This window comes from Parabacteroides sp. CH2-D42-20, assembly GCF_003670185.1.
GTDB classification, from domain to species: domain Bacteria; phylum Bacteroidota; class Bacteroidia; order Bacteroidales; family Tannerellaceae; genus Parabacteroides; species Parabacteroides distasonis.
Window position 1 is genome coordinate 89,151 of record NZ_RAYG01000006.1, and the last position, 24,141, is coordinate 113,291.

Annotated in this window: 12 protein-coding genes; 3 read left to right on the top strand and 9 right to left on the bottom strand. The window is 43.8% G+C overall.

From position 1 onward, the window contains the following. Nucleotides 1-48 precede the first annotated feature (48 nt). Both D7V92_RS05695 and D7V92_RS05700 read right to left on the bottom strand, forming a co-directional pair. Complete coding sequence (locus D7V92_RS05695; RefSeq protein ID WP_121772476.1) at nt 49-2,379, bottom strand: glycoside hydrolase family 3 N-terminal domain-containing protein; 2,331 nt, start codon at nt 2,377-2,379, stop codon at nt 49-51. A 58-nt stretch (nt 2,380-2,437) separates the two neighbouring features. Continuing rightward, nucleotides 2,438-3,085, bottom strand: coding sequence for an AAA family ATPase (locus D7V92_RS05700; protein ID WP_005866440.1), 648 nt, complete (start codon nt 3,083-3,085; stop codon nt 2,438-2,440). Nucleotides 3,086-3,230: 145 nt separating this feature from the next. On the opposite strand from D7V92_RS05700, the gene D7V92_RS05705 reads away from it, so the two are divergent. Beyond that, complete coding sequence (locus D7V92_RS05705) at nt 3,231-5,771, top strand: ATP-binding protein (RefSeq protein ID WP_121772477.1); 2,541 nt, start codon at nt 3,231-3,233, stop codon at nt 5,769-5,771. 39 nt (nt 5,772-5,810) lie between these two features. On the opposite strand, the gene D7V92_RS05710 is transcribed toward D7V92_RS05705, so the two are convergent. The 3 genes from D7V92_RS05710 to D7V92_RS05720 all read right to left on the bottom strand — a co-directional run bounded on the left by D7V92_RS05710 (nt 5,811) and on the right by D7V92_RS05720 (nt 12,840). After that, nucleotides 5,811-8,087: a GH92 family glycosyl hydrolase gene (locus tag D7V92_RS05710; protein WP_121772478.1), complete on the bottom strand. Its 2,277-nt coding sequence runs from the start codon at nt 8,085-8,087 to the stop codon at nt 5,811-5,813. A 118-nt stretch (nt 8,088-8,205) separates the two neighbouring features. Further along, entirely contained in the window at nt 8,206-10,476 is a 2,271-nt protein-coding gene (locus tag D7V92_RS05715; protein ID WP_121772479.1) for a GH92 family glycosyl hydrolase, read from the bottom strand. 9 nt (nt 10,477-10,485) lie between these two features. Further along, nucleotides 10,486-12,840, bottom strand: a complete 2,355-nt coding sequence (locus tag D7V92_RS05720; RefSeq protein WP_121772480.1) for a GH92 family glycosyl hydrolase — start codon at nt 12,838-12,840, stop codon at nt 10,486-10,488. 323 nt (nt 12,841-13,163) lie between these two features. Between D7V92_RS05720 and D7V92_RS05725 the strand changes: the two genes are divergently transcribed. Beyond that, nucleotides 13,164-16,340, top strand: coding sequence for a TonB-dependent receptor (locus tag D7V92_RS05725; RefSeq protein ID WP_008774504.1), 3,177 nt, complete (start codon nt 13,164-13,166; stop codon nt 16,338-16,340). A gap of 26 nt (nt 16,341-16,366) precedes the next feature. Next, nucleotides 16,367-17,959, top strand: a complete 1,593-nt coding sequence (locus tag D7V92_RS05730) for a RagB/SusD family nutrient uptake outer membrane protein (protein WP_008774503.1) — start codon at nt 16,367-16,369, stop codon at nt 17,957-17,959. Nucleotides 17,960-18,189: 230 nt separating this feature from the next. Here the strand turns inward: D7V92_RS05730 and D7V92_RS05735 are convergent, their stop codons facing one another. The 4 genes from D7V92_RS05735 to D7V92_RS05755 all read right to left on the bottom strand — a co-directional run bounded on the left by D7V92_RS05735 (nt 18,190) and on the right by D7V92_RS05755 (nt 23,996). Further along, the gene (locus D7V92_RS05735; RefSeq protein WP_008774502.1) at nt 18,190-18,483 is read right to left on the bottom strand and encodes a hypothetical protein; all 294 of its coding nucleotides are present in this window, start codon (nt 18,481-18,483) and stop codon (nt 18,190-18,192) included. A 78-nt stretch (nt 18,484-18,561) separates the two neighbouring features. Next, the gene (locus tag D7V92_RS05740; protein WP_121772481.1) at nt 18,562-18,801 is read right to left on the bottom strand and encodes a hypothetical protein; all 240 of its coding nucleotides are present in this window, start codon (nt 18,799-18,801) and stop codon (nt 18,562-18,564) included. Between the two features lie 446 nt (nt 18,802-19,247). Then, nucleotides 19,248-20,822 (bottom strand): RagB/SusD family nutrient uptake outer membrane protein, encoded by a 1,575-nt coding sequence (locus D7V92_RS05750; RefSeq protein ID WP_008774501.1) that lies wholly within the window; start codon nt 20,820-20,822, stop codon nt 19,248-19,250. Between the two features lie 27 nt (nt 20,823-20,849). Beyond that, entirely contained in the window at nt 20,850-23,996 is a 3,147-nt protein-coding gene (locus D7V92_RS05755; RefSeq protein WP_121772482.1) for a TonB-dependent receptor, read from the bottom strand. Nucleotides 23,997-24,141 lie beyond the last annotated feature (145 nt).

Genomic DNA, 24,141 nt, shown 5'->3' on the forward strand with positions numbered 1-24,141 from the left:
ATTATATATAGATACCGTAACCACAAAAACACAAAAATGTAATTTACCCTATTTATATTTAGTCACTCGCTCATCATCGATAACGCCTTTCCAATTCATACCAAAAGCGAAATCATACAGATGGCCCTCGCTGTCCGTATAGCATTTCATATCCCGGGGAACATCCTCGAATTGCTCCTCCACGATACGCATATCTGCCGGCATCTGCAAAGGCAACAAAGCGGAAGGCTCGGCTTTTCCACTGATGATATCCAAGACCGCTTGGTTTTGTACACCGAAGTTCACCAAAATGGCATCCGCCGAACCCTCGAACTCGGACATAATCGTGGGCTTATCCATCTCCAAAGATACGATTACAGGCTTACCTTTCATTTTAGCCTTTGTCTCCAAAACAGAAAGCATATCCTGCTTATTAGCTGTTTTCACGGACTTACCTTTATAAGAACGGTTCGTGAAATTCTCAAACGGATCTCCCCCCGCCAAACTTGGGTTACGGGCATAGGTAGCGGTATAATCATTATACTGTAAACTGATAGGCATATAACCGTTTCCTCCTTTCTCACGATCGGATTTATCATACCCCGTACCACTGTTCGGGCTCGTCATAAAGACGATAGCGAAATCCGCCTCATCGGGATTATCAACGACCGTAAAATACTTACGAACCAAATCCAAATTCACCGGATCATCCCTATGAGCCTCGCTAGTCGTTCCGAAGAAACCGACTACCGCCGGATAATAACGTTTCGGAATATACGCCTTCATCTCCTTACTCATAGGTAAGGCGTTTCCCTTATTTTTCAGCATCACGACAGAAGCGAGCTGGGCATCGTAAGCCTCCTTCATAAAATCAGGATTCCCTACGATCTTTTGGGATTCGGCAGGGTCTAAATAGGGATTCTCAAATAATCCTGTCCGAAAGATATTCAGTAATAAACGTACGGCAGAAGTCTCGAAACGTTCACGCATGGCGGGCTCTCCCATCTCTTCCACACCCATCTTATAAGCCTCCAATACCGGGCCTTTATCGTTATTACCACCAAACTGATCTACGCCAGCCATCAAAATACGGTAATGCCGTTCGGCAACAGAAAGCTCCTCCGCTCCCCAAGGTTTTCCGGCGAAGGTCTCTATGCCCGTCTCATCACCCGTGATTCCCCAGTCTGTACAAACCACACCGTCGTATCCATATTTCTCACGTAATTGATCCGTAATCAGATAACGGTTGTAACTATTCGCAATATCCGCACCATCCGGATTCAGTCCGACAGAAATCGTATAATAAGGCATCACCGCAGAAGCTTTGCCGGTAGCTCCATCCAATTTAAAGGCGCCTTCCACAAAAGGCTTCTTTTGTTCCTCGATATTCTTTCCGGGGTAAACGGCGTATTTACCATAACCGTAATGAGCATCACGTCCAGCCTCACCCGGTCCACCCCCCGGCCAATGTTTTACCATGGCGTTTACGCTCTCATAGCCCCAACCGTCACGAATCTCTTTCCCACCGGTTGAAGTCTGAAAACCGTCCACATACGCACGAGACATATCCGTAGCCAAGTCCGGATCCTCTCCAAACGTACCGCTCACACGGCTCCAGCGGGGCTCCGTCGCCATATCCACTTGCGGGGACAAGGCGGTAGCGATACCTAACGCCCGATATTCAGCAGAGGCGATCTCACCAAAACGTCTCATCATTTCCGGACGGAAAGTAGCCGCCAAACCTAAAGAACCGGGCCATAAGGAGATCTGTCCTCCACTACCAAAATTATACTCTGTATCCGCAGCCGTACCATGGCGAGGATCGGAACTATTATTGGCTGGGATACCGTGACCGATGCCCTCCACTAAAGCTTGCACATTATTATTCCAGCGAGCCGCCACTTCTGGGCTTTGTACTCTCGTAACCAATACATGACGAACATTATCCTCGGTGAGGAATTTACGCTGCGCATCGGAAAGATCGGATGGCTGGGCTCCACTCTCATCAAAAGATTTGCCATTGTAGGTAGAAGCTCCAAACCCTTTCGAGGCACCGGGGATAGATTGATGGGCGCTATAAAGCATCAATCCGGCGATCTCCTCTGTAGATAACTGCCCGGCCAAATCAACGGCACGTTCCTCGGGGGTAAGACGCCAATCCTCATACGGATCAAGCAACCCGTTCCGATTCAGATCTTTGAAGGCATATCCGTCAACGGCAAGAAGTCTCACCCCCGAATTGGCCGAATATCCTAATACAGCTCCTTCTTGCTGGGTAACGATACGGATAGAATCTTTCTCTACCTCCGTCCACTTCGTGCCCGAACAAGCACAGGTGGAAACTAACAAGGCGCCCAACATACCATGGGTCAGCCGAACAGTAATAAAAGGTTTTCGCATACTTTCTTAGTTTTAATAGGTTAATCTCTATTCAATAATGGTTTCTCAAGAATACGATTTATCCGAAATGAGGCGGACGCTTATTCAATCTGCGCTCGATAAAGCTTTTCATAAATTCCACGGTCTCGTCGATCCCTAATACGGATACATCGATCGAGAAATTATAAGAAGAGGCCATTCCCCATGTCTTATTCGTATAATAATTATAGTAAGCCGCACGGGATTTATCAGTCTTCTCCATCATGTTCTTCGCCTCTTCCACTGTCACACCATGCCTTTCCACGGTCTTTTGGACTCGGCTCTCCACTGAACTATGGATAAAGAAGCTCAAACAAGCCGGATCATCCCGGAGGATATAATCAGCGCAACGCCCTACCAAAACACACGACTCAGTCTCCGCCAATTTACGGATAGCGTCACTCTGTATCTTAAAAAGACCGTCATTAGACAAAATATCATTATAAGGCGTAAACATCCCTCCCATAAAAGAAGAGTACCCCATCGTAAAAGCGTACGATAAACCACTGGAGGCACGTTCGTCCGCCTTCTCGAAAACATCCTCGCATAATCCACTCTCACGGGCCGCCACGGTAATCAGTTCCTTATCATAGTAACCGATACCCAACTCCTTCGCCAAACGTTGTCCGATCTCGCGGCCACCGCTTCCGAACTGGCGGCCTATCGTCAATATGATTTTATTATCCATAGATTTCAAGTTTAATTCAACTATTTACAAACGTACAAAATTATTTTTAAAGCCACGATAATAATATAATAAACACTAAAACAAAAAATAATCAAAGTTTATACTTACATTTGTTTTCGAATAAATTTAGTACACTCAATTTATCATGAATAACATTCATTCCAATACAACATTTCTTAATGAGGCTATAGACAAGAAGACCGATGTAGAAGATGAAAAGACCGACTTGATTTTGGCCAATATGATTGATTTGCGAAAAACGATGTCGGATGTATTGTCACTTCTTCTTGGAGCCAAAGAAAACTCGGTTATTGACCAAGCGCTATTCCGCATCTTACAATTTTTCGATGTGGATCGGGTGTATATCGGAACATTTGACGAACAAACTCATACTGTTGACTTTACGAATGAAGTTACTTGTGATGGCATTATCTCTATGCGAGAGGATTTACTGCGTCAACTCCCGCAAGACGAGATTCCTTGGTGGTACGATAGTATCAAAAAGGGCATGGATATCGTTATTCATGATGTCTCTAAAATGCCGGAAGAGGCGAAGAGTGAGCAGCATCTTCTGATTTTGCAAGAGGTTTCATCCTTATTAGTCATCCCTATTTTCAAGCAAGGCAAACCATCCGGATTTATCGGCTTTGATTCTGTAAAAAAGAAACGGAACTGGAGTGCCTTAGATATAGAGAATTTACATATGTTGGCTGATATCCTTTCCATAGCCATTGAAAGAGGGGAAGTTCAAGGATTAGTAGAACATACGGCTATGCAAGTCATGAAAAGCGAGACAAAGTTTAAGATCATTTTCGACAAGATGCCTTGGGGCGCCGAACTTTATGATGAGAATGGAGTGTTGGTAGATATCAACCAAGCGGATCTCGATATTTTTGGTGTTACCCGTGAGCAGGCCGTGGGACTGAATATGTTCGAGAATCCTAATATCCCGAAATATGTAAACCAAAGCCTCAAAAACGGAAAAGATATATTCTTTCCACTTAATTATGATTTCAAGGTTGCTTCTCAAAACGGCTATTACGATAGTCATCATGATTCTAAAACAAAGCATCTGTTGGTAAAAGGAGTCACATTAAAAGACTCTCTTGATAATATATTCGGCTATATTTATATTGTATTCGACGATACCGAGAATCACATCAAGCGGGAACAAATCGAAAATAGCCTAGCCCGGCTAAAAGTATCGGTAGATACCGGGGATTCCATTCTTTGGGAATACGATGTAGAGAATGATAAATTGACCGTAGATTTTGGCCTCAATGAAGACATTAATAATAATGAGGGGCTAAAAGCAATTCATGATTACAACTTCAAGAATCAAGAAGACTATAAATCCTCAATCCATCCGGATGATTTTGACCGGGTATATAATAAACAGTTCAAACCTCTCCTGCAAGGGAAGATCAATAACTTCGTAGCGGCTTACAGGCGTATCCTCAATGGCAAAACATTCTGGTTCAACTCCAATGTACGCTCCTATAAATTCAACGATGACGGAACGCCTAACAGGATCGTAAGCTACACCTCCAACATAACCCAGCAACGGGAAAAGGAGATCGAGCTAATCAAGGTAAAGGAAGCTGATAAATTGAAGTCTGCGTTCTTGGCGAATATGAGTCATGAGATACGCACGCCGCTGAACGCTATCGTCGGGTTCTCAAATATAATCGCCGAGATTGATGATGAGGTAGAGCGTCAATCTTATTTAGATATCATCCATAAGAATAATGATTTGCTACTGCAACTGATCGACGATATCCTTGATTTCTCTAAAATCGAGACGGGAACCATGGATTATCATTTCGAGGAAGTGGACATCAAGGATATATGTGACGAAATCGCATTGGCAGACTCTATAAAGATGCCTTCAAACGTGGATCTGATCTTTGATCTAGACTCCCCATCCGTAATCGTTAAAACCGATGAGCGGAGGGTTATGCAAGTGATATCCAATTTCGTGAATAACGCTATCAAATTTACCACAAAAGGAAGTATCACGATTTATTATGAGATAGAAGGGGATTTTATCCGAGTCTGCGTGAAAGATACAGGTATCGGTATCTCCGCGGAAAACCAAAGACGTATATTCGAGCGATTCATCAAGGTAGATACTTTCCAGCAAGGTACGGGATTGGGATTAACCATCAGCCGAACCATTATCGAGGCATTAGGAGGTAAAATCGGCGTAGACTCTGAAGAAGGGGTGGGTTCCACTTTTTGGTTCACTCTGCCTTTGGACACAAAACGGACTGATATTGAGCTTTCACCGGATATCCTCGTCCAATCCGAAGAAACGCCCCGTTCAGATAGGCATCATTCCATCTTAATCGCCGAGGACGTTTATGAGAATTATTTCCTTTTGGAAACCTTGTTTGGCAAGCAATACCAACTTTATCATGCGCTAAACGGGCAAGAGGCTATCGATATGTTCGAGACATATCATCCGGACCTAATCCTAATGGACATAAAAATGCCGGTTATGGACGGATTCGAAGCGACTCGCAGAATCCGCACCTTATCTAAGACCATTCCGATCATAGCACTCACGGCATTCGCTTTCGAAAGGGAAAAGGAGATCGCCAAACAATGTGAATTCACGGATTATGTAGTGAAGCCCATTGATATAAAAGAACTAAAGAAATTAATCGCTAAGGTATTGGCATAAAAAAAGCGTGTTGCGACAATCGCAACACGCTTTTTTTATTTATTTAGGCATCGGAGCGGCAGAAGGAGGAGGCGTTCCCAGTCCCCATTCCTTATTCGCTTTCGGGCCCATCTCTAACTCTAACAAACCACCGGCGACGATATCGCTATGATTGAACCAAGGCTGGTTCAAGGTTACGCCGTTCAACTTAGCGGATTGTACGTATTTATTCTCATCGGACGCGTTATTCGCACGGATCTCGAACGTATTGCCGTTACCCATATCCACTTTCACGTCGGTAAACATCGGGCTACCGATATTATAGGTAGGAGAACCCGGAGTCACCGGATAGAATCCCATCTGGCTGAAGACAACGAAAGCGGACATACCGCCACCGTCCTCATCACCCGGCACACCCATCAAATCATTGCGGAACCACTGATTCAATAAGGTACGGATACGTTTCTGGGTCATCCAAGGCTTACCCGCATAATTATACAAGTACGGGATATGCAAGCTCGGCTCATTCGCCATAGAGAACATACCCACGTTACCCGTATGATCCGGAAGCGTGGAATAGAATTGCCATTTAGACATACCCAGCGGCGTATTGAACATGGAATCCAAGGCTGAGGTAAACGCCTCATTGCCTCCGATCAAGGAGATCAAGTCACCGATATTATGCTGTACATCCCAACGATAGACATATCCGTTATTCTCATCGTAATAATCACGGGCACCCAGACCGCCATCATAACGGTAGTCCAACGGATAGATAAACTTGCCGTCCTTATCTTTCGGATGGAAGAAACCTGTCTCCGGATTAAATACGTTCCGATAGTTGTAAGAGCGACGCAGATAATAATCCGCCTCGTCTTTCTTTCCCAATTCCTGAGCGATCTGGGACAAGCACCATTCATCATAAGAAGTACCTAAAGTCACGGCGATCGGCTGACGTTTCTCCCAAATGGATACGTTAGGCACCGTCTCTTTCTCTCCCGGTCTCAACGCGGGGATATAGCCATGTTCCTTGTAGAAATCGTCCAGCCAACCGGCGGGAGCGGCAGACCACGGGATCAAGGTCTTTTCCTCGATACCTTTCTTACAAGCGATATAGGCCTTTTCCAGCTCAAACCCACGCAAGCCCTTGCGGTAAGCGTCGATCACGGTAGCGACGGCATGGTTTGAGTTCATACGGCGTGTATCTCCCGTCACCTCCGGGAAGGTAGGCATCCAGTCGGTACCCATCTGCTCCGCCATCAGGAGATAAGAGTTGATGATATCGTTCTCACGCTCATTATCGATCAAGACACGCAGGGGATGTGTAGCACGGTAGGTATCCCAAATCCAGTCATCCGTATAGAAAGGCCGTCCGCCATCCTCATGGATCTTTCCGTCGAAAGCACTGTAATAATGTCCGTCCTCGCTCAAGTTTATCGGGCGTTCGTAGCAACGATATAAAGAGGTATAGAATACGGTCTTCTCATCCTTGGTACCGCCTTGCACTTGTATCTTGCCTAAAGCGTCGTTCCAATCGTTGCGGGCGATCTTCGCTACCACATCCACGTCGTAAGCGGCGATCTCACGCTCCAAGTTCTTCTTCGCCTGTTCCTCGCTGATAAAAGAGATACCGTAGCGAACGCCAAGTTTCTTCACGTCCTCCCCGAAGGAAAGGGCGACAGCGGCATTGGTACCTTCCACGGAGCTCTCGTTATAGTTGACACTGCCGTTCGACAATACCCCCGCTTTCACAGGCTTCTGGTTCGTCTCGGCATATAAAAAGACTTTCGTTTTCTTATCTATATATTGATAACCGCTTACGGCGTTACCATTTACTTGTAGCTGTCCGTTACGGCTGTTAAATACCAGATAAGCCGGTCCCTCTTTCTCGAAAGTGAGCGAATATACGGCACTTTGATGGGATGGGGCGAAATCCACGTCGATATCCTCATCATCCAGATATACCTGATAACGGTACGGCAAGATCTTCTCCCGGTCATAGCTATAAGCGATCACGGGTCGCAAGCCGGATTCGTCACCTTGATAAGGGCATAAATTGAACGCGGAACGCTCACGATGGTTTGTCACGATAATAGGCAAACCGCCCAGACGGTCGCCCGTGAAGTCCGCACGCTCCGGATATACACGTAGCATACTGTTCGGCAAATGCACGGTCGGGAAAGTAGGCACCAATAAATGGCTGATGTTTCCCATATAAGGATTCACGTAATCCACCGGGTCCATCGCCGAAGGAGAAGTCCCTCCGCCACCGGCGCATGACACCCATAGGAAAGCGGAAGCCAAAAGGGCCATCGAAGTTTTAAGCTTTGTCTTCATTTTGTCGATTATTAATTCGTTAATTATTCTTTGCTTCTCAGCCGGGTACTTTCCCGGCAATCCGTGAGACGTTGTCTCACGGGTAACAGAGCAAACCGCTCACTGGTAAGGGAGCTATTTACTCAGCCGTCTTCGGACGATTTTCTGGGGCAGCTCCGAACTCCTTATTCGGCGTGTTGCCCATCACAAAGGTAAGATTCCCTCCCTTCACGATATCATCATACAGGATATAAGAATTGTTATAAGGTTTACCATTTAGCAACACGGATTGGATATATACATTCTCCTTGCTGTTGTTCTGGGCTACGACCTCGAAAGTCTTACCCTCCGGCAAATGAACGGAAGCCTTATCGAATAACGGGCTACCGAACACGAATACGCCATTGGAAGGATTCACTTGGTAAAATCCCAAGGCAGACATGATATGCCAAGCGGACATCTGGCCACAATCCTCGTTTCCGATGATGCCTTCCGGCTGGTCGGTATAGAACACATCTTGAATGTAACGAACTTTCTCGGCTGTCTTCCATTGCTCGCCGGCGTAAGGATACAAGTAAGTAACATGATGGCTCGGCTCATTTCCATGGGCGTACATGCCGATCAAGCCACTGATATCCGGAGAGGCGTTCTCCCCTAACTCACCTTCCACCAAGAACAAAGAATCCAGTTTCGAGATAAACGGAGCGTCACCACCCATCAACTCGATCAAGCCTTCCGGATGCTGGGGCACGAAGAATGTATAATGCCAGCCATTTCCCTCACAGAAATCGCCTACGCTATGTATGGACTGGATCGGATCGTACGGCGTACGCCAGCTGCCATCATTCATTTTCGGACGGATAAAGTTGATATCCTTATCGAAATACTGCGTATAATATTTACCACGTTTCAAGTAATTCTGGTAATCCTCCGTCTTGCCCATTTTTTTCGCCATCAAGGCGATACCCCAATCATCGGCTGCGTATTCCATCGCGATAGAAGTAGCCTCACGTACCTTATCACAAGGGATATAGCCTTTTTCCAACACGTACGGCACCCCATTTTGCTTCTCATAGACAGAGGAAGCAACCATATAACGATACGCACGGTCGGCGTCAAAGCCGGTAAACCCTTTCAGATAAGCATCCGCAATAACGGGCACAGCGCTATATCCCGGCATTTGGTTCGTCTCGCCACCAATCAACGGCCAGATCGGTAATTTCTCTTGCTGGTCGTAAATGCTCAACATCGAGTTTACCAAATCCGACACATATTGAGGCTTGATAATCGTGAACAACGGATGCAAGGTACGATAGGTATCCCATAAAGAGAAAGTGGAATAGTTCTTCCAAGTATTGTTCGTATACACCTTATCATCATGGCCACGGAAATCGCCATTCACATCACAATACAATGTCGGAGCGATAAACGCATGGTACATGGCAGTATAGAAAATTTTCTTGGCATGCTCATCTTTCGTATCGATGGAGATACAAGACAATTGGTCATTCCATTTATCGATAGCCTCGTTACGAACCTCGTCGAAATCCCAATGAGAAAGCTCCGCACGTAAGTTAGCCAAGGCATTCTCGCAACTTACGGAAGAGATAGCTACCTTTACCAAGGCGGTCGGGGCATCTCCCTTAAAGGTAATCACTCCCTTAACGGACTCGCCTGTCAACTCATCATTACCTGCGGCCTCATCATCGTTGAATACAGCCAAAGACTCGATCGGCTGATCACATTTCAACGTAAAGAATACTTTGTGACGTGGGCTCCAACCTTTGGAAAAGCGGTACCCCTCGATCGTGTACTCATCAATCTTCTTCAAATAAGTATCATACGCTTTATCACCGATACCTTCCTTTAAGTTGATCAAGAGGCGATGCTCGCTTCCCGACGGATACGTATAACGATGTAAGGCTACACGCTCGGTCGCCGTCAACTCCGCTTTTACGCCATTATCCATCAGCAAAGAGTAATATCCCGGAGCTACGGCTTCATTGGCATGTTTATAATAGGAAGAAGCGGCTCCCTCTATATTATCTTGCTCGCCACGGGCGGTACGTACCTCGCCCGTATAAGGCATCAGAAGGATATCCCCCAGATCAGAACATCCGGTTCCGCTCAAATGCGTATGACTAAATCCGATAATGATACTATCGGAGTAATGATAACCAGAACACCAGTCCCATCCCTTAAAAATATTCTGAGGACCTACTTGGACTGCTCCAAACGGAACGTTTGCCCCGACAAATACATGTCCGTGCTCTCCCGATCCGATATAAGGATCTACATATGCGGTAAAGTCTGTCTTGTTTTCCGTTTTCTCCGGTGCGGCACAGGAGTATGCGAAAAATGTCAAGCATATCGCTATGCCTGACATTAATGGTTTATGAATGAAATTCATCTTAATTGCTTATTTTTTCTTTTTACTAGATTTTACAGAAATAGGGGAAAGTTTATTGATCCCTTCCTCGTTTACGGAGAATGAGTAAGGCATATCCTCCGGATTAATACCCCGATTCATATTCGGCTTGTCACCCATCTTAAAATCGATCACACCGCCCTTAAGCAAGTCGTTGTGATCCAGATAATTCTTGGTGTAGTTCTTACCGTTAAACGTCATGGATTCGATATAGATATTCTTATCGCTGTTGTTCGGGGCATTGATCACCAAGTTGTTTCCGTTCTCAAAATGGATCGTGGCCTTCTTGAACAACGGAGCGCCCAACACATATTGGGTCGTACCCGGAGCTACCGGATAGAATCCTAACGCTGAGAATACATACCAAGCGGAAGTCTGGCCATTATCCTCGTCACCGCAATAACCGTCCGGACCCGGAGTGTACATCTTATCCATTACTTGACGCAACCAATATTGAGCCTTCCAAGGCTGACCCGCATAGTTGTATAAATAAATCATATGCTGGATCGGCTGGTTACCGTGAGCGTAGTTACCCATATTCATCACGGTCATCTCACGGATCTCGTGGATCACACCACCGTAGTAGCTATCATCGAACAAAGGCGGTACAGCGAACACGGAGTCAAGCATCATCACGAATGAGTCCTTACCGCCCATCAAGTCGATCAATCCCTGAGGATCGTGGAATACAGACCATGAATAGTGCCAGCTATTACCTTCCGTGAAAGCGTCACCCCATTTCAGCGGAGAGAACGGAGCCATGAACTCGCCATTCTCATTCTTGCCACGCATCAACTTGGTTTCCTTGTCGTACAGGTTCTTATAGTTCAACGCACGACGGGCATATAAATCCAATTCCTTTTTCGGACGGCCTAGCTGTTTAGCGATCTGCCAGATACACCAGTCATTGTAAGCATATTCCAACGTACGGGCGGCATTCTCGTTAATCTTCACATCGTAAGGGACATATCCTAACTTATTATAATATTCATGCCCCAGACGTCCTGTAGAAGAGACCTTCGGATGAACGTTTTCCGTACCATGGATTAAGCCTTTATATAGAGTCTCCAAATCGTCAACCTTCACACCTTTCATATAAGCGTCTACCAAGATAGATGCCGAGTTATTACCGATCATACAACCACGATGGCCCGGACTTGCCCATTCCGGGAAGAAGCCGCTTTCCTTATACGTATTAATCAAGCCCTCTTGCATTTCCTTGTTTACAGACGGGAACATCAAGTTCAAGAATGGGAACAAACTACGGAACGTATCCCAGAATCCGGTATCGGTAAACATATAACCGGGTAATACCTCACCATTATACGGGCTGTAATGAACCACCTCGCCTTGAGCGTTGATCTCATAGAACTTACGAGGGAACAACAATGAACGATAGAAGCAAGAATAGAAAGTACGGTATTGATCCAAATCTCCACCTTCAACCTCGATCTTGCACAGATGCTCATTCCAAACATCCTTACCTTTCTGAACCAAAGTATCAAAGTTATCGTTACCTAATTCCTTCATATTGATAGCGGCCTGATCGAAGCTAATAAATGAGGAAGCCACCTTAGCGTGGACGATCTCACCTTTCTTCGTCTTGAAACCGATAACGGCTCCTACATGGTCACTCGTTTGTTCCTTCGTTCCCTCTTTCAAGGAAGCATCAGCAAATGTAGCCTCGTATGTGAAAGGTTTATCAAACTCGATCACAAAGTAATTCTTGAAATTATCGGGAACCCCGCCGCTATTCTTCGTTGAATAACCGATGATCTTATTCTCCTCCGGAATGACCTTGATATAAGAGCCCTTATTCAAGGCATCCACCACGATATAAGAATGCTCGTTTTCCGGGAAAGTGAAACGGAACATAGCCGCACGATCTGTCGGCGTTAATTCCGTCACCACATCATGCTCCGCCAAATATACCTTATAATAATAAGCCTCGGCGATCTCCCCTTTGTGAGAGAACCAGCTCGCACGTTTATCTTGGTCGAATTCCGGTTTACCAACCACCGGCATGATCGCAAATTGTCCGTAATCATTGATCCACGGACTTGGCTGGTGGGTCTGTTTAAAACCACGGATCTTGTTAGCCGTATATACATACTGCCATCCATCTCCCATCTTACCAGTCTGAGGAGTCCAGAAATTCATACCCCACGGACGAGCGATCGCCGGATAGGTATTTCCTGTAGACAACTCAAAAGTAGATTGTGTACCCATCAAGGGGTTCACATACTCTACGGGGTCAAAAGCCTCATTCACAGCCGCCGCAGCAGGTTTTCCAACCCACACCAGCATCGCCGCTAAAGCCAAAGCCCAAACGCTTTTTTTCTTCATGATATAACTATTAATTAATAATATAATTTATCCGTTTTTGTGTTTTATATTCATAGTTAGACTATAAATATCCATTTAATTAACATGAATAGAAAGTGATCCTCGTGCCATTTATTTAGAAATATCCCTTTCTTTCTTATGAAATTCTAGTATTATTACGAATACAGGTGCAAATCTAACAAAAAGAATTAGAAAAAAGAAATCCAATGAGCCAGATCATACCCTGTTCATCGCCCCTAGTTCCGTACGAACTATGTCTATTCTAGAATATAATATTACATATAAATGTAATCAATCTAAACTTAATTTAAAACAAGAGCAAAATGACAAAGAATGAATCTAAGCTATTATCCATTCAGGGGATAGCTAAAGCCTCAGCGTTCTGTTTGTTGCTTTCCGCTTTTTCTGTAAACGCCGCTATGGCCGCTCCCGCTTCCGCAGGCACGGTTGATGAAGTAATGGCAGTGCAGCAGGGTAAGAAAGTGACAGGTGTGGTTGTTGACGGTACAGGTGAGCCTGTTATTGGCGCTAACGTGGTGGTGAAAGGCACTACAAACGGTACGATCACTGATTTCGATGGAAATTATACGATCGAGGGTGTGCCCGCAGACGGAATTTTGGTAATTTCCTATATCGGTTATTTATCTCAAGAGATTCCTGTAGGTAATCAATCTGCGATCAATGTAACATTGAAAGAAGATACCCAAACTTTGGATGAAGTAGTGGTAGTAGGTTACGGTACGATGCGTAAATCGGATGTAACAGGCTCTATCTCTACAGCTAAAGGAGAGGAAATGTTAAAAGCTCAAAACTTTAGCGCACTGGACAACTTGCGTGGTAAGGCTGCCGGTGTAAATATCTTCTCTAACTCTAGCCAGCCGGGTGCTTATGGTAGCCGCGTTGTTATCCGTGGTCAAGCGACAATCAATGCATCTTCAGATCCGTTGTATGTTGTGGACGGCGTAGTAATGGAGAACTTCTATTTAATGAACCCGAATGACATTGAGTCAATGGAGGTTTTGAAAGATGCTTCCGCAACCGCTATTTATGGTGCTCGTGGTGCCAATGGTGTTATCATGGTTACTACAAAGCGTGGAAATAAAGACGGCGGAACAAAAGTTAGTTACTCTGGTTCTGTAAGCTTGGCTCATCGTGCTCGTAAAATGGATACGATGAACGCTCAAGAGTGGTGTGATGCCTTTATGCAAGGTGTTGAGAATGAAAATAGATGGGGATCTGATAAGGATGGTAATCCATTTAACTGGTCTACTAATCGTGCGGACTGGTTTGCAGATCGTCGTTTCTTTGATTCTAACGGTAATCCTCTTTATGATACTGATTGGCAGGATGAGGCAACTCGTACAGCGATCTCTCATAACCATCAACTGAATGTTCAGCAAGGTGGCGAGAAATCATCTATGGGTGCATTCTTGAACTATACTGATAACCAAGGTATCATGTTGAATACCTATTCAAAACGTTTGAATGCAAAGATCGCTTATGATGCGAATCCTACAACATGGTTATCTACAGCGATCAACTTGGCAGTGAACCATACTTGGGGTAACTCTACTCCAGAAGACGGTGGTGGACAGGATGCTCGTCGTACTATGATTGAGATGGTTCCTTGGATGCCGGTTCAATATAATGGCAAATATACCTCCACCAATACTCCTGAAGGGATGCCAATGGACTTTGAGGCAATGTCTAACCCTGTTCATATCTTGAAGACCTATAAGAATATGAACTATAATACGAAAGTATTCGGTAATGCTGCCTTGACTTTCCATATCATTGAAGGTTTGGACTTGAAGACTCAATTTGGTGTTGACGCAAACTTTAAGACTTTGCACAAATATATGCCAAGTGATTTGGTGAATTTGGCGTATGACCAGCATGGACGTGCGGAGAGATATCACGCAAATACTCTTTATTGGCAGGAAGAGACTTACTTGACTTATAACAAGACGATTGGAGAGCACCGTATCAACGCTATGGCCGGTTTATCTTGGCAAGAGCGCAAGTATGACTATTCTAGGATGTATACGGAAAACTTCACTAGCGATTTCTTTGAAGACTTTAATATGGATGCTGGTACGAAGCCCGATGCTCCGAAAACTTATTGGGAACGTTGGTCTATGAACTCATATTTCTTACGTTTCGCTTATACATTTAAGGATCGTTACTCGGCTACTTTAACAGGCCGCTATGATGGTTCTTCTAAATTTGGTAAGAATAATAAATATGCGTTCTTCCCGTCCGCAGGTTTAGCTTGGAACATCACACAAGAAGACTTTATGTCTGATCAAAATACGATCAGCAACTTGAAGTTACATACCAGTTATGGTTTGACTGGTAACTCAGAGATTGGTGTTTACAAATCTTTGGCAACAGTTAAGAGCGAAACGTTATTATTGAACGGAACACGTAATTCCTATTCTTATTTAAATAGATTACCTAACTCTGATTTGAAATGGGAGAAAACTGCTCAGTTCGATATAGGTTTCGATTTGGGTTTGTTCAATAATAGAATCACGTTAGATGCTTCTTATTATAACAAGAAGACTTCTGATCTGTTATTGGATGCCCCGGTTCCTCATACAACAGGTTTCGAGACAGTTTATAAAAATATCGGTTCTATCCGTAACCAAGGTCTGGATTTGATGTTGTCTACTCGTAATATTGATACGAAAGACTTCACATGGACAACATCCATTAATGCTAACTTCAATAAAAACAAGATCTTATCATTAGGTGATAATGACGAGGATATCTTGAAGAACGAATGGGTGAGCGGTGCTTCCATCTTACGTGTTGGTGAGAGCGTAGGTAGTTTCTATGGTTACAAGCGTTTAGGCGTTTATACAATAGAAGATTACGAAGCTGGTAACTGCCAGAAGAAACAGATCGGTCGTGCGAAACGTTCTTCTGAGCGTGAGATCATAGGTAAGGGTGTACCCGATTGGACTGGATCTATGATCAATACATTACGTTACAAGAATTGGGATTTCACTTTGGATTTACAATTTGTCGCAGGTGTTCAGACATTGCAACAGTTCTATCACTCTACGTATGACCGTTTCGGACAAACTAACGGTTTGACAAATATCTTGTATGACGCATACAATGGGACAAATCCAAATTCTATGCAGCAAGCTATCTGGTTATTCAACGGTGGTCACGCAGGACAGGATACTCTGACAGACTCTCAATGGGTGGCTAATGGTTCTTATTTACGTGCGAACTTAATCCAGTTAGGTTATACTTTCGACTCAAATCAATTGGCAAAGACTCCGTTTAGCAGCTTACGCCTATATTTGAACGTGAACAACGCATTCTTGATCACAGCGAAAGACTTTAACGGATACGATCCTGAAAGTACATCTCAGATCTCTACATCTAACGGTTCGGTATCTCCAGAGCAATTTGGTCAGAATATGGCCTTCTTCTCTTATCCGAGAGCTAGAACGTTTACGTTGGGTGTAAATGTAACATTTTAATTAATTAAATTATTCAGAAAATTGCGATGAAAAAAATATTAACAACAGCTATTTTATGTGCGGGATTGGTAGGATTTACCGCATGTGACAGTTTTTTGGATGAGGATCCGAAGTCGTCCTTGACTTTGGATACCTATTATAAGACAAGTGCTGATATTATTGGCAATGTCAACTATCTATATCGTGACGGTGCTCCCGATAAGATGGGTAATATGACGGGGGCTTATAGAGGTTCTAGCTTGTCAGTAATGAACATGGTAACTGGCTATTTCGTGAATGAATATGAAGGACAGGAAGTAGACTGTTCCTACGCTCGTCAGTTGAATCGTCAGGACTTTACGCAATCTTGTTGTAACTATTTGACCAATAATACTTGGAAAGATTGTTATAAATCAATCAATGTAGCGAACGCAGTCATCAAGTATGTTGATGGTGTGGAAATGGATAATCAAGCTCAGTATAAAGCAGAGGCTCGTTTCTTCCGTGCATTGAACTATTTCTATCTTGTAAAGATGTTTGGTGATGTTCCAATGGTTACAGAGCCGACAGAAGATGCTACTTTGGTTGACTATCCGGCTCGTACCGCTGCGTCAGAAGTTTATAGCACTATTATTATTCCTGATTTGCTGTTTGCAGTAGAGAATTTACCAAATGCAACTTTTGCGGGTAATAGCCATCGTGTAACAAAATATGCGGCTGATATGTTATTGGCCGATGTTTACATGCGACTAGGCGAGTACGCTAATGCGGTTACTCCATTGAAAGATGTAATCAATAGCGGAAAATTCGCTTTGGCTACTAACGATAACCTTGCGGAAGGTAGTGCGTTCAATAAGCTACGTACAACAGATGATCTACCTGAGGTTATTTATGCCCGTGAATATGATGCGGCTATTTCTCCTAACGGTAATATCCCTGTTCACGCATTCAATTTGATTTCTCCGACATTCTTCGCTAACTCTTCTACTGGAAACAAATACTCTTTGTGGGTAAATGTGTATGGTGTTAGCGAGCGTTATTTGAATGTATATGGTGAGAAAGACTTGCGTGCCCAGATGAATCAGTTCTTCCATCGTACATATACGCATCCGGTTGATGGTACAACTTTGGATATGAAGATGCTTTGTAACTGGTACTGGTATGATGAGACTGCTATTTTAGAGACAGGTAAGGGTACGAAAGACTGGAACTTCTATCGTTATGCCGAGACATTATTATCTGCCGCTGAAGCTATCGCTCAGTCTAGTGGTGTAAACGCTGAGGCTGCCGGCTATTTGGCACAAGTTAAGGCACGTGCTAACATGGAAGGTAAGGATGCTTCCACGATCACTTCCGAGCTTCAAAGATTAGGCAAGCAAGCTTTTATCGAAGAGTGTTGGAAAGAGCGTTTACGTGAGTTCCCGTTGGAAATGAAGATTTGGGATGACTGTGTTCGTACAGGTAAATTCCCTCAAATCTCCGCTACAAACAAGGGTGAGGTTCAATTCGTTGATTTGATCGGTGCTACGAATGGTAGTGGTGCTAAGTTCAAGGAGACAGACCTATACTGGCCGATCCCTGTAAATGAGATTCAACGTAACCCGAATTTAACTCAGAATGAGGGTTATTCTGCGAAATAATTATTTTTTATTTCAATAGCTGATGGCTGAAAGGGAAGGATGAGCGATTATTCTTCCCTTTCTTCCTTAATACAAGAACCCCATCATCCACAACTGGATCTTATTTTTATATCATCCGCAACGATAAAACCGTCCGGTATCCCTTCTATTGGTGAGTACCTTTTTCGCTTGCCACCGATCTCGAACGTATAAATTCCATCCACAAAAAAATCGTTGGCTTGGCTCATACTTTACAAATTTATCCTTTCTATTTTATCTGTAATACTCGGATGCAAATCTAAGGTTGTTACTTGGTGAGACTTTTTCAATTGGTTCGCAAAGAACGTCTCCCGCATGTTGCCGATATTCGCTTTCAAAGGCGAGAGATACCAAAAGAAGAAACAGCTGTAGGTCAGCTTACTTTCTGCCAACACGTTTAGATAAGTCAATAAAACGTTTCTCGTGATACTAATCCATTCGCAGAGCTTACTGATATTCGGGATAAAAGGGGCCGGTAAAGAGAATTTGCAGTTCTGGCATATCATCGTATATATTCTTCAACTCTTGGCTTTACTGGGGGGATTTATGTACCTCATCCAAGTGTAAGCGTGTTCCTCCTCGTTTCACGAAACGATCCGCAAAGTCATTAATATATTGTCAGAGAAATAGATACTATCTAAGGACATATAAGGTTCGTTCGTCTTGCGGAAAATTTCGCTTGATATGCTGTTGCAGTACACTTCCCGAGCACCTCTTATACCGATCAACCGGGCATCCCGATTAATCTCGTACACCATGCTTCTAATAAAGGCGGTAGAGGTAAATCGCAACTTCTTTCGATACATCTCTATCAATCGCTCCATAATCGTACTTATATATATGCAAATATAACAAATTGTTTATAGCAGAAAGTAATTTTAGGCGTCTTTTGTTTACAGGAGGAAGCAATTACTTATCCCCTAGCCAGTGTCAAAGTAAAGGATGTTTATGAAGTATTAGTGACTTGGCAAAGTAATATATACTGCGTGGGCAAAATAAGTATATATCCTTTGAGCAAGTCAGTAGTACTGCTCAGAAAATCATTCTTTTTTCTTCACCTTCCAATTGTTCTTCTAACTTAGCGGAATCCAGTATGTCATTTCTTGCTCTTTTGTTTTCATAGTTGAAAGTGAATAATAAGACAACCAAACCAAAATTCTGTATATTATACATTGTTTCATGCAACTTACTGACTAATCAAGCTACCAAAAAGAGAGGGAAGGATGATCGCTCATTCCCTCCCTCTCTAGCCATCAGTTATTGAAATTTATTATTGAACGGCATAACCCTCATTTTGAGTCAAACTCGGGTTACGTTGCATCTCGTTCAAAGAGATCGGCCATAACAAGTCGGAAGACTTGAAGGTTGCGCCGGAAGCGTTCTTTGCTCCAACCAAGTCAACGTATGTAACCTTACCCTTCTCTGTAGAAGAGATTACAGGGAACTTGCCTGTACGCAAACAGTCATCCCAAATCTTGAATTCCAACGGGAACTCACGCAAACGCTCTGTCCAGCATTCCTCGATAAAGGCCTGCTTACCTAATTTCTGAAGATCGGCAGTAATTGCGGCTACCGTCTTACCTTCCATGTTTGCACGAGCCTTAACTTGTGCCAAATAGCCGGCAGCCTCAGCTGTTACACCTTGAGACTGAGCGATAGATTCAGCAGCGTCAAGCAAAGCCTCTGCGTAACGGAAGATATCGCGGTCTTTCGTAGAACGTCCTGTGTTCAACAAAGCGTCCTCATCATACCAGAACCAGCAACCACAAGCATTCTCAGGAGCCGTCCAAGTCTTACCATTATCCGGATTTGTATAATTCCAATGGAAGAATTGATTTGGCTGGATACGTAAGTCGTTGTCCTGATATACGTTCAAGAATAGATTTATCGGACCGTATGTACGCTCAAAGATTGAATACGTACCAAAGATAGCCGTAGCAGCTGAGTTGAACGCATACGTAGGCCACCAACCACCGTTGCTGATCGTTGCGTTGTACTCATAAGAATAGATAGACTCATCCAAACCGTCTGTCGTACGGATCTTATTATAAGCAGAACCTAACGCTAAATCATCGTTGGTTGCCAAAGCATGCGGAGAATCGATCACCGTCTTTACCGCAGAAGCAGCGTCGGCATACTTACCTTGTTGCATATAAACGGAAGTCAAAACCATAGCGGCAGCATACTTCGTGATACGGTTACTATTGTTGTAGAAAGTAGCAGCCGGCAAAGCATTAACGGCATCCTTCAAGTCGGATTCGACCTGAGCATATACTTGCTCTACAGAAGCACGCTCCAAATACATGTTCTCCATAGATTCATACGGCTCTACTGTCAATGGAACACCACCAAAGATCTTCACCAAGTTGAAGTAGTTCCAAGCTCTAAAGAACTTTGCCTCACCGATCAAACGATTTGCCAAAGACTGATCCATTGAGATCTCGGGGATATACTTGATAGCGCCATTAGCTACGTTGATAGCCTTGTAGCAATCATCCCATATACCGTCAATAGTTACGGAAACAGTCATCGTATTCTGCTGACGAGTCAACTCGCGAGAATATTTACAAGTCAGCTCCTGACCTTCATAACTGTTTGTAAAGTAACCGGTCAATTGTCCTGTGATAGAGGCAAACGGACCTACGTAAGCACTACCCGCACCTGTGAGCTTACTTGAAGCTCCCGTACGATACAAATAGTTCACGTTAGCCTGAGCTTGAGCCTCTGTCTGGTAATAATCCGGGGCTGTCAACGATGACTTCGGTTTCTCTTCCAAGAAATCATTACATGCGCTGAACCCGGTTAAACAAGCGCATGCAATCGCTACTGTCAATATTTTTTTCATTTCTAAAAATTCTACTGATTAAATGAATTAAAATGTTACATTAACACCGAACGTGAAAGTTCTCGCTCTTGGATAAGAGAAGAATACCATGTTCTGACCGAACTTATTACTATCACCCTGCGATGTACCCTCAGGATCGTAACCTGTGAAATCGCTAGCAGTAATCAAGAATAAGTTATTCGCACTTGCGTACAAACGCAAAGCAGACAAACCGATCTTGCTAATCACGTTTGAGTCAAAAGTATAACCCAATTGCAACATATTACAACGCAAGTAAGAACCATTGGCGATCCATTGAGAATCTACTGTCGTATCCTGACCTGCATGGCCTGAGTTACACAAGTAAATAGCCTGTTGCATCGTGTTCGGGTTCGATCCGTTATATGCGTCATATAAAATATTGCTCAAACCATTCGTGATACCGAAACGGTCGTAAGTAGAGTGGTAGAACTGTTGCATGGTCTCAACACCCCATACGAACTGTAAGTCCATCGTCAAATCGAAGTTTTTGTAAGAGAAGTTGTTGATCCAGCTTCCAGTCCAGTCCGGCATACCTTTACCGATGATCTCTTTCTTATCCGTACGTTTCGCACGACCGATCTGGTTCTTTTCGCACAATCCGTTGTTGAAATCTTCCTCCGTATAAACACCCAAACGTCTGTAGCCATAGAAAGAACTCATGTTCTCACCTACACGCAAGATACTTTCAGAACCACCTACCCAGCTGTTCATCTCGATATCCTCGTTATTGTCGCCCAACTGAAGGATCTTGTTCTTGTTGAAGTTTAAGTTAATCGTAGAACTCCAATTGAAGTCTTGTGTCTGAACTGGGCGTGCGCTGATCATTAAATCCATACCTTGGTTTCTTACAGAACCGATGTTCTTATACACTGTCGTGAAACCTGTAGTGTGAGGAATCGGGCAATCCAACAATAAGTCGGTTGTCTTCTTGTTATAGTAAGCTACATCGAAAGACAAGCGGTTCTGCCAGAATCCAATCTCGAAACCAACATCAAACTGACCAGTCTTCTCCCATTTCAAATCCGGGTTCGCCATAGAGCTGATGTAAGAATACGGAGCGCGAATATCGTTGATCAAAAGCGTACCGGAAGAAACACGAGCCAATGACCGATAAGTGTCAATCTCGGAGTTACCAGTCAAACCGTAGCTAGTGTGCAACTTCAAATTGCTGATCGTGTTTTGATCTTGCATGAAATCCTCTTGAGAGATATTCCAAGCCAAACCTGCAGATGGGAAGAACGCATACTTGTTGTTTTCACCAAACTTAGAGGAACCATCGACACGACCTGTTACGGTTGCGGAGTAACGGTCTTTATATGTATAAGCGAAACGCAAGAAATAAGAGTTCATCGCCCAACGATCGTAAGAAGACGCAGGAGATGCCGGAGTTGTACCTGCGGACATATTATTGTCCTCAAAGAAATCATCCGAGAAACCTTCTGTTCGTGCCTTATTCCACTTTTGCACACGCTCTTGCCAAGACAAACCAGCCATAGCGTTGATACGATGATCACCGAATACCTTATTGTAAGTCAAGTAAGTCTCCTCCTGCCAATAAAGTGTATTCCAATTTTGGTACTCAGCCCAACCATTCGGCATGGAGATGTTGTTCAAATCGATAGAAGAATAACCTCTATACGTTTTATTATGATGGTCAAGACCTAGTTGAGTCTTCAAATCCAAACCTTCAGCCAAGTGGAATGTCAAAGCGGCGTTACCAAACACCTGCGTGTTGTAGCGCATACGTTTTTGCATATCCAAGATCATGACTGGGTTAGACATACCCTCAAAGCCTAATACATCACCAATGGAAGAAGAGGTAGAAGTGGTATATTTACCATTCTTATCGCGAATCGGCATCCAAGGAACCATCTCGATCATGGTACGACGAGCCTCTTGGCCACCACCATCCTCAGGCGTATAACGCCCCCATGTATGGTTAACCAATACATTGACTGCCGTAGACAACCACTTCGTAGGATTTGCGTCGTATGCCAACTTCGCATTAATACGCTTATTATACGTATTGTTTACAATACCCTGTTGATCCGTATAGTTCAAGAAAGCACCCATTGAAGAGTTCTTACCCGCTTGTTGGATATTCAACTGATGGTTGTGAGAAACCGCGGTACGAGTAGCCTCATCTTGCCAATTCGTATCATACAGAGGATTACCGCTTGCATCAAAGAAATTTGAATCATTAAACCAATCAGCACGGTTCAAAGACCAATTTTTACCTTGCCACTTATTCTCGTTTTCCAGACCAATCATGAATGCGTCACACCACTCTTGGGCGTTCATCGTATCCATCTTACGAGCGATATGGCTTGCGCTGACAGATCCTTGATAGCTAACCTGTACACCTTCACCATCTTTCTTACCACGCTTCGTAGTTACCATGATAACACCATTGGCACCACGAGCACCGTAAATAGCGGCAGCGGAAGCATCTTTCAATACCTCCATAGACTCGATATCATTCGGGTTCACCAAGTCGAAGTTCTCCATAACAACACCGTCTACCACATATAGAGGGTTTGAAGAAGCGTTGATAGTAGCCATACCACGGATAACGACACGGTTAGAATAAGCACCCGGCTGGCTGGAGTTTGAGAAGATATTTACACCAGATACCTTACCGCGCAAGTTGTCTAGCGCACTAAAGTTTTGGTTCTTTGTCAAGTCGTCACCTTTAGCCACACCGATAGAACCAGTCACATCTGATTTACGCATTGTACCATAACCTACAACTACAACCTCGTCCAAAGTTTGAGTATCTTCTTTTAAAGTTACTTTTATTGAGGACTGATTTCCTACCTGAACCTCTTGGGACAAATAACCGATATAGGATACCACCAAGATGTCGTTTGCGGACACGCCTTCCAACGAGTAATTACCGTCGAAGTCCGTGATCGTACCGTTTGTAGTGCCTTTCACCACCACGTTAGCGCCAATAACAGGCTCACCAGCACCATCAACAACCACACCTGTCACTTTCTTACCCTGCTGTACTACCATCACTTCATCAACCGTACCTGCGGAAGCGGGAGCGGCCATAGCGGCGTTTACAGAGAAAGCGGAAAGCAACAAACAGAACGCTGAGGCTTTAGCTATCCCTTGAATAGATAATAGCTTAGATTCATTCTTTGTCATTTTGCTTTGTTTTTTTAATTAAGTTTAGATTGATTACATTTAGTATGTAATTTTTATCGTTATGAAAGGACATAGTTCGTACGGAACTAGTGCGCCATTCATGGTCTATATCATTAAAAACTGGGCAAATGTATAACTTTTTTGT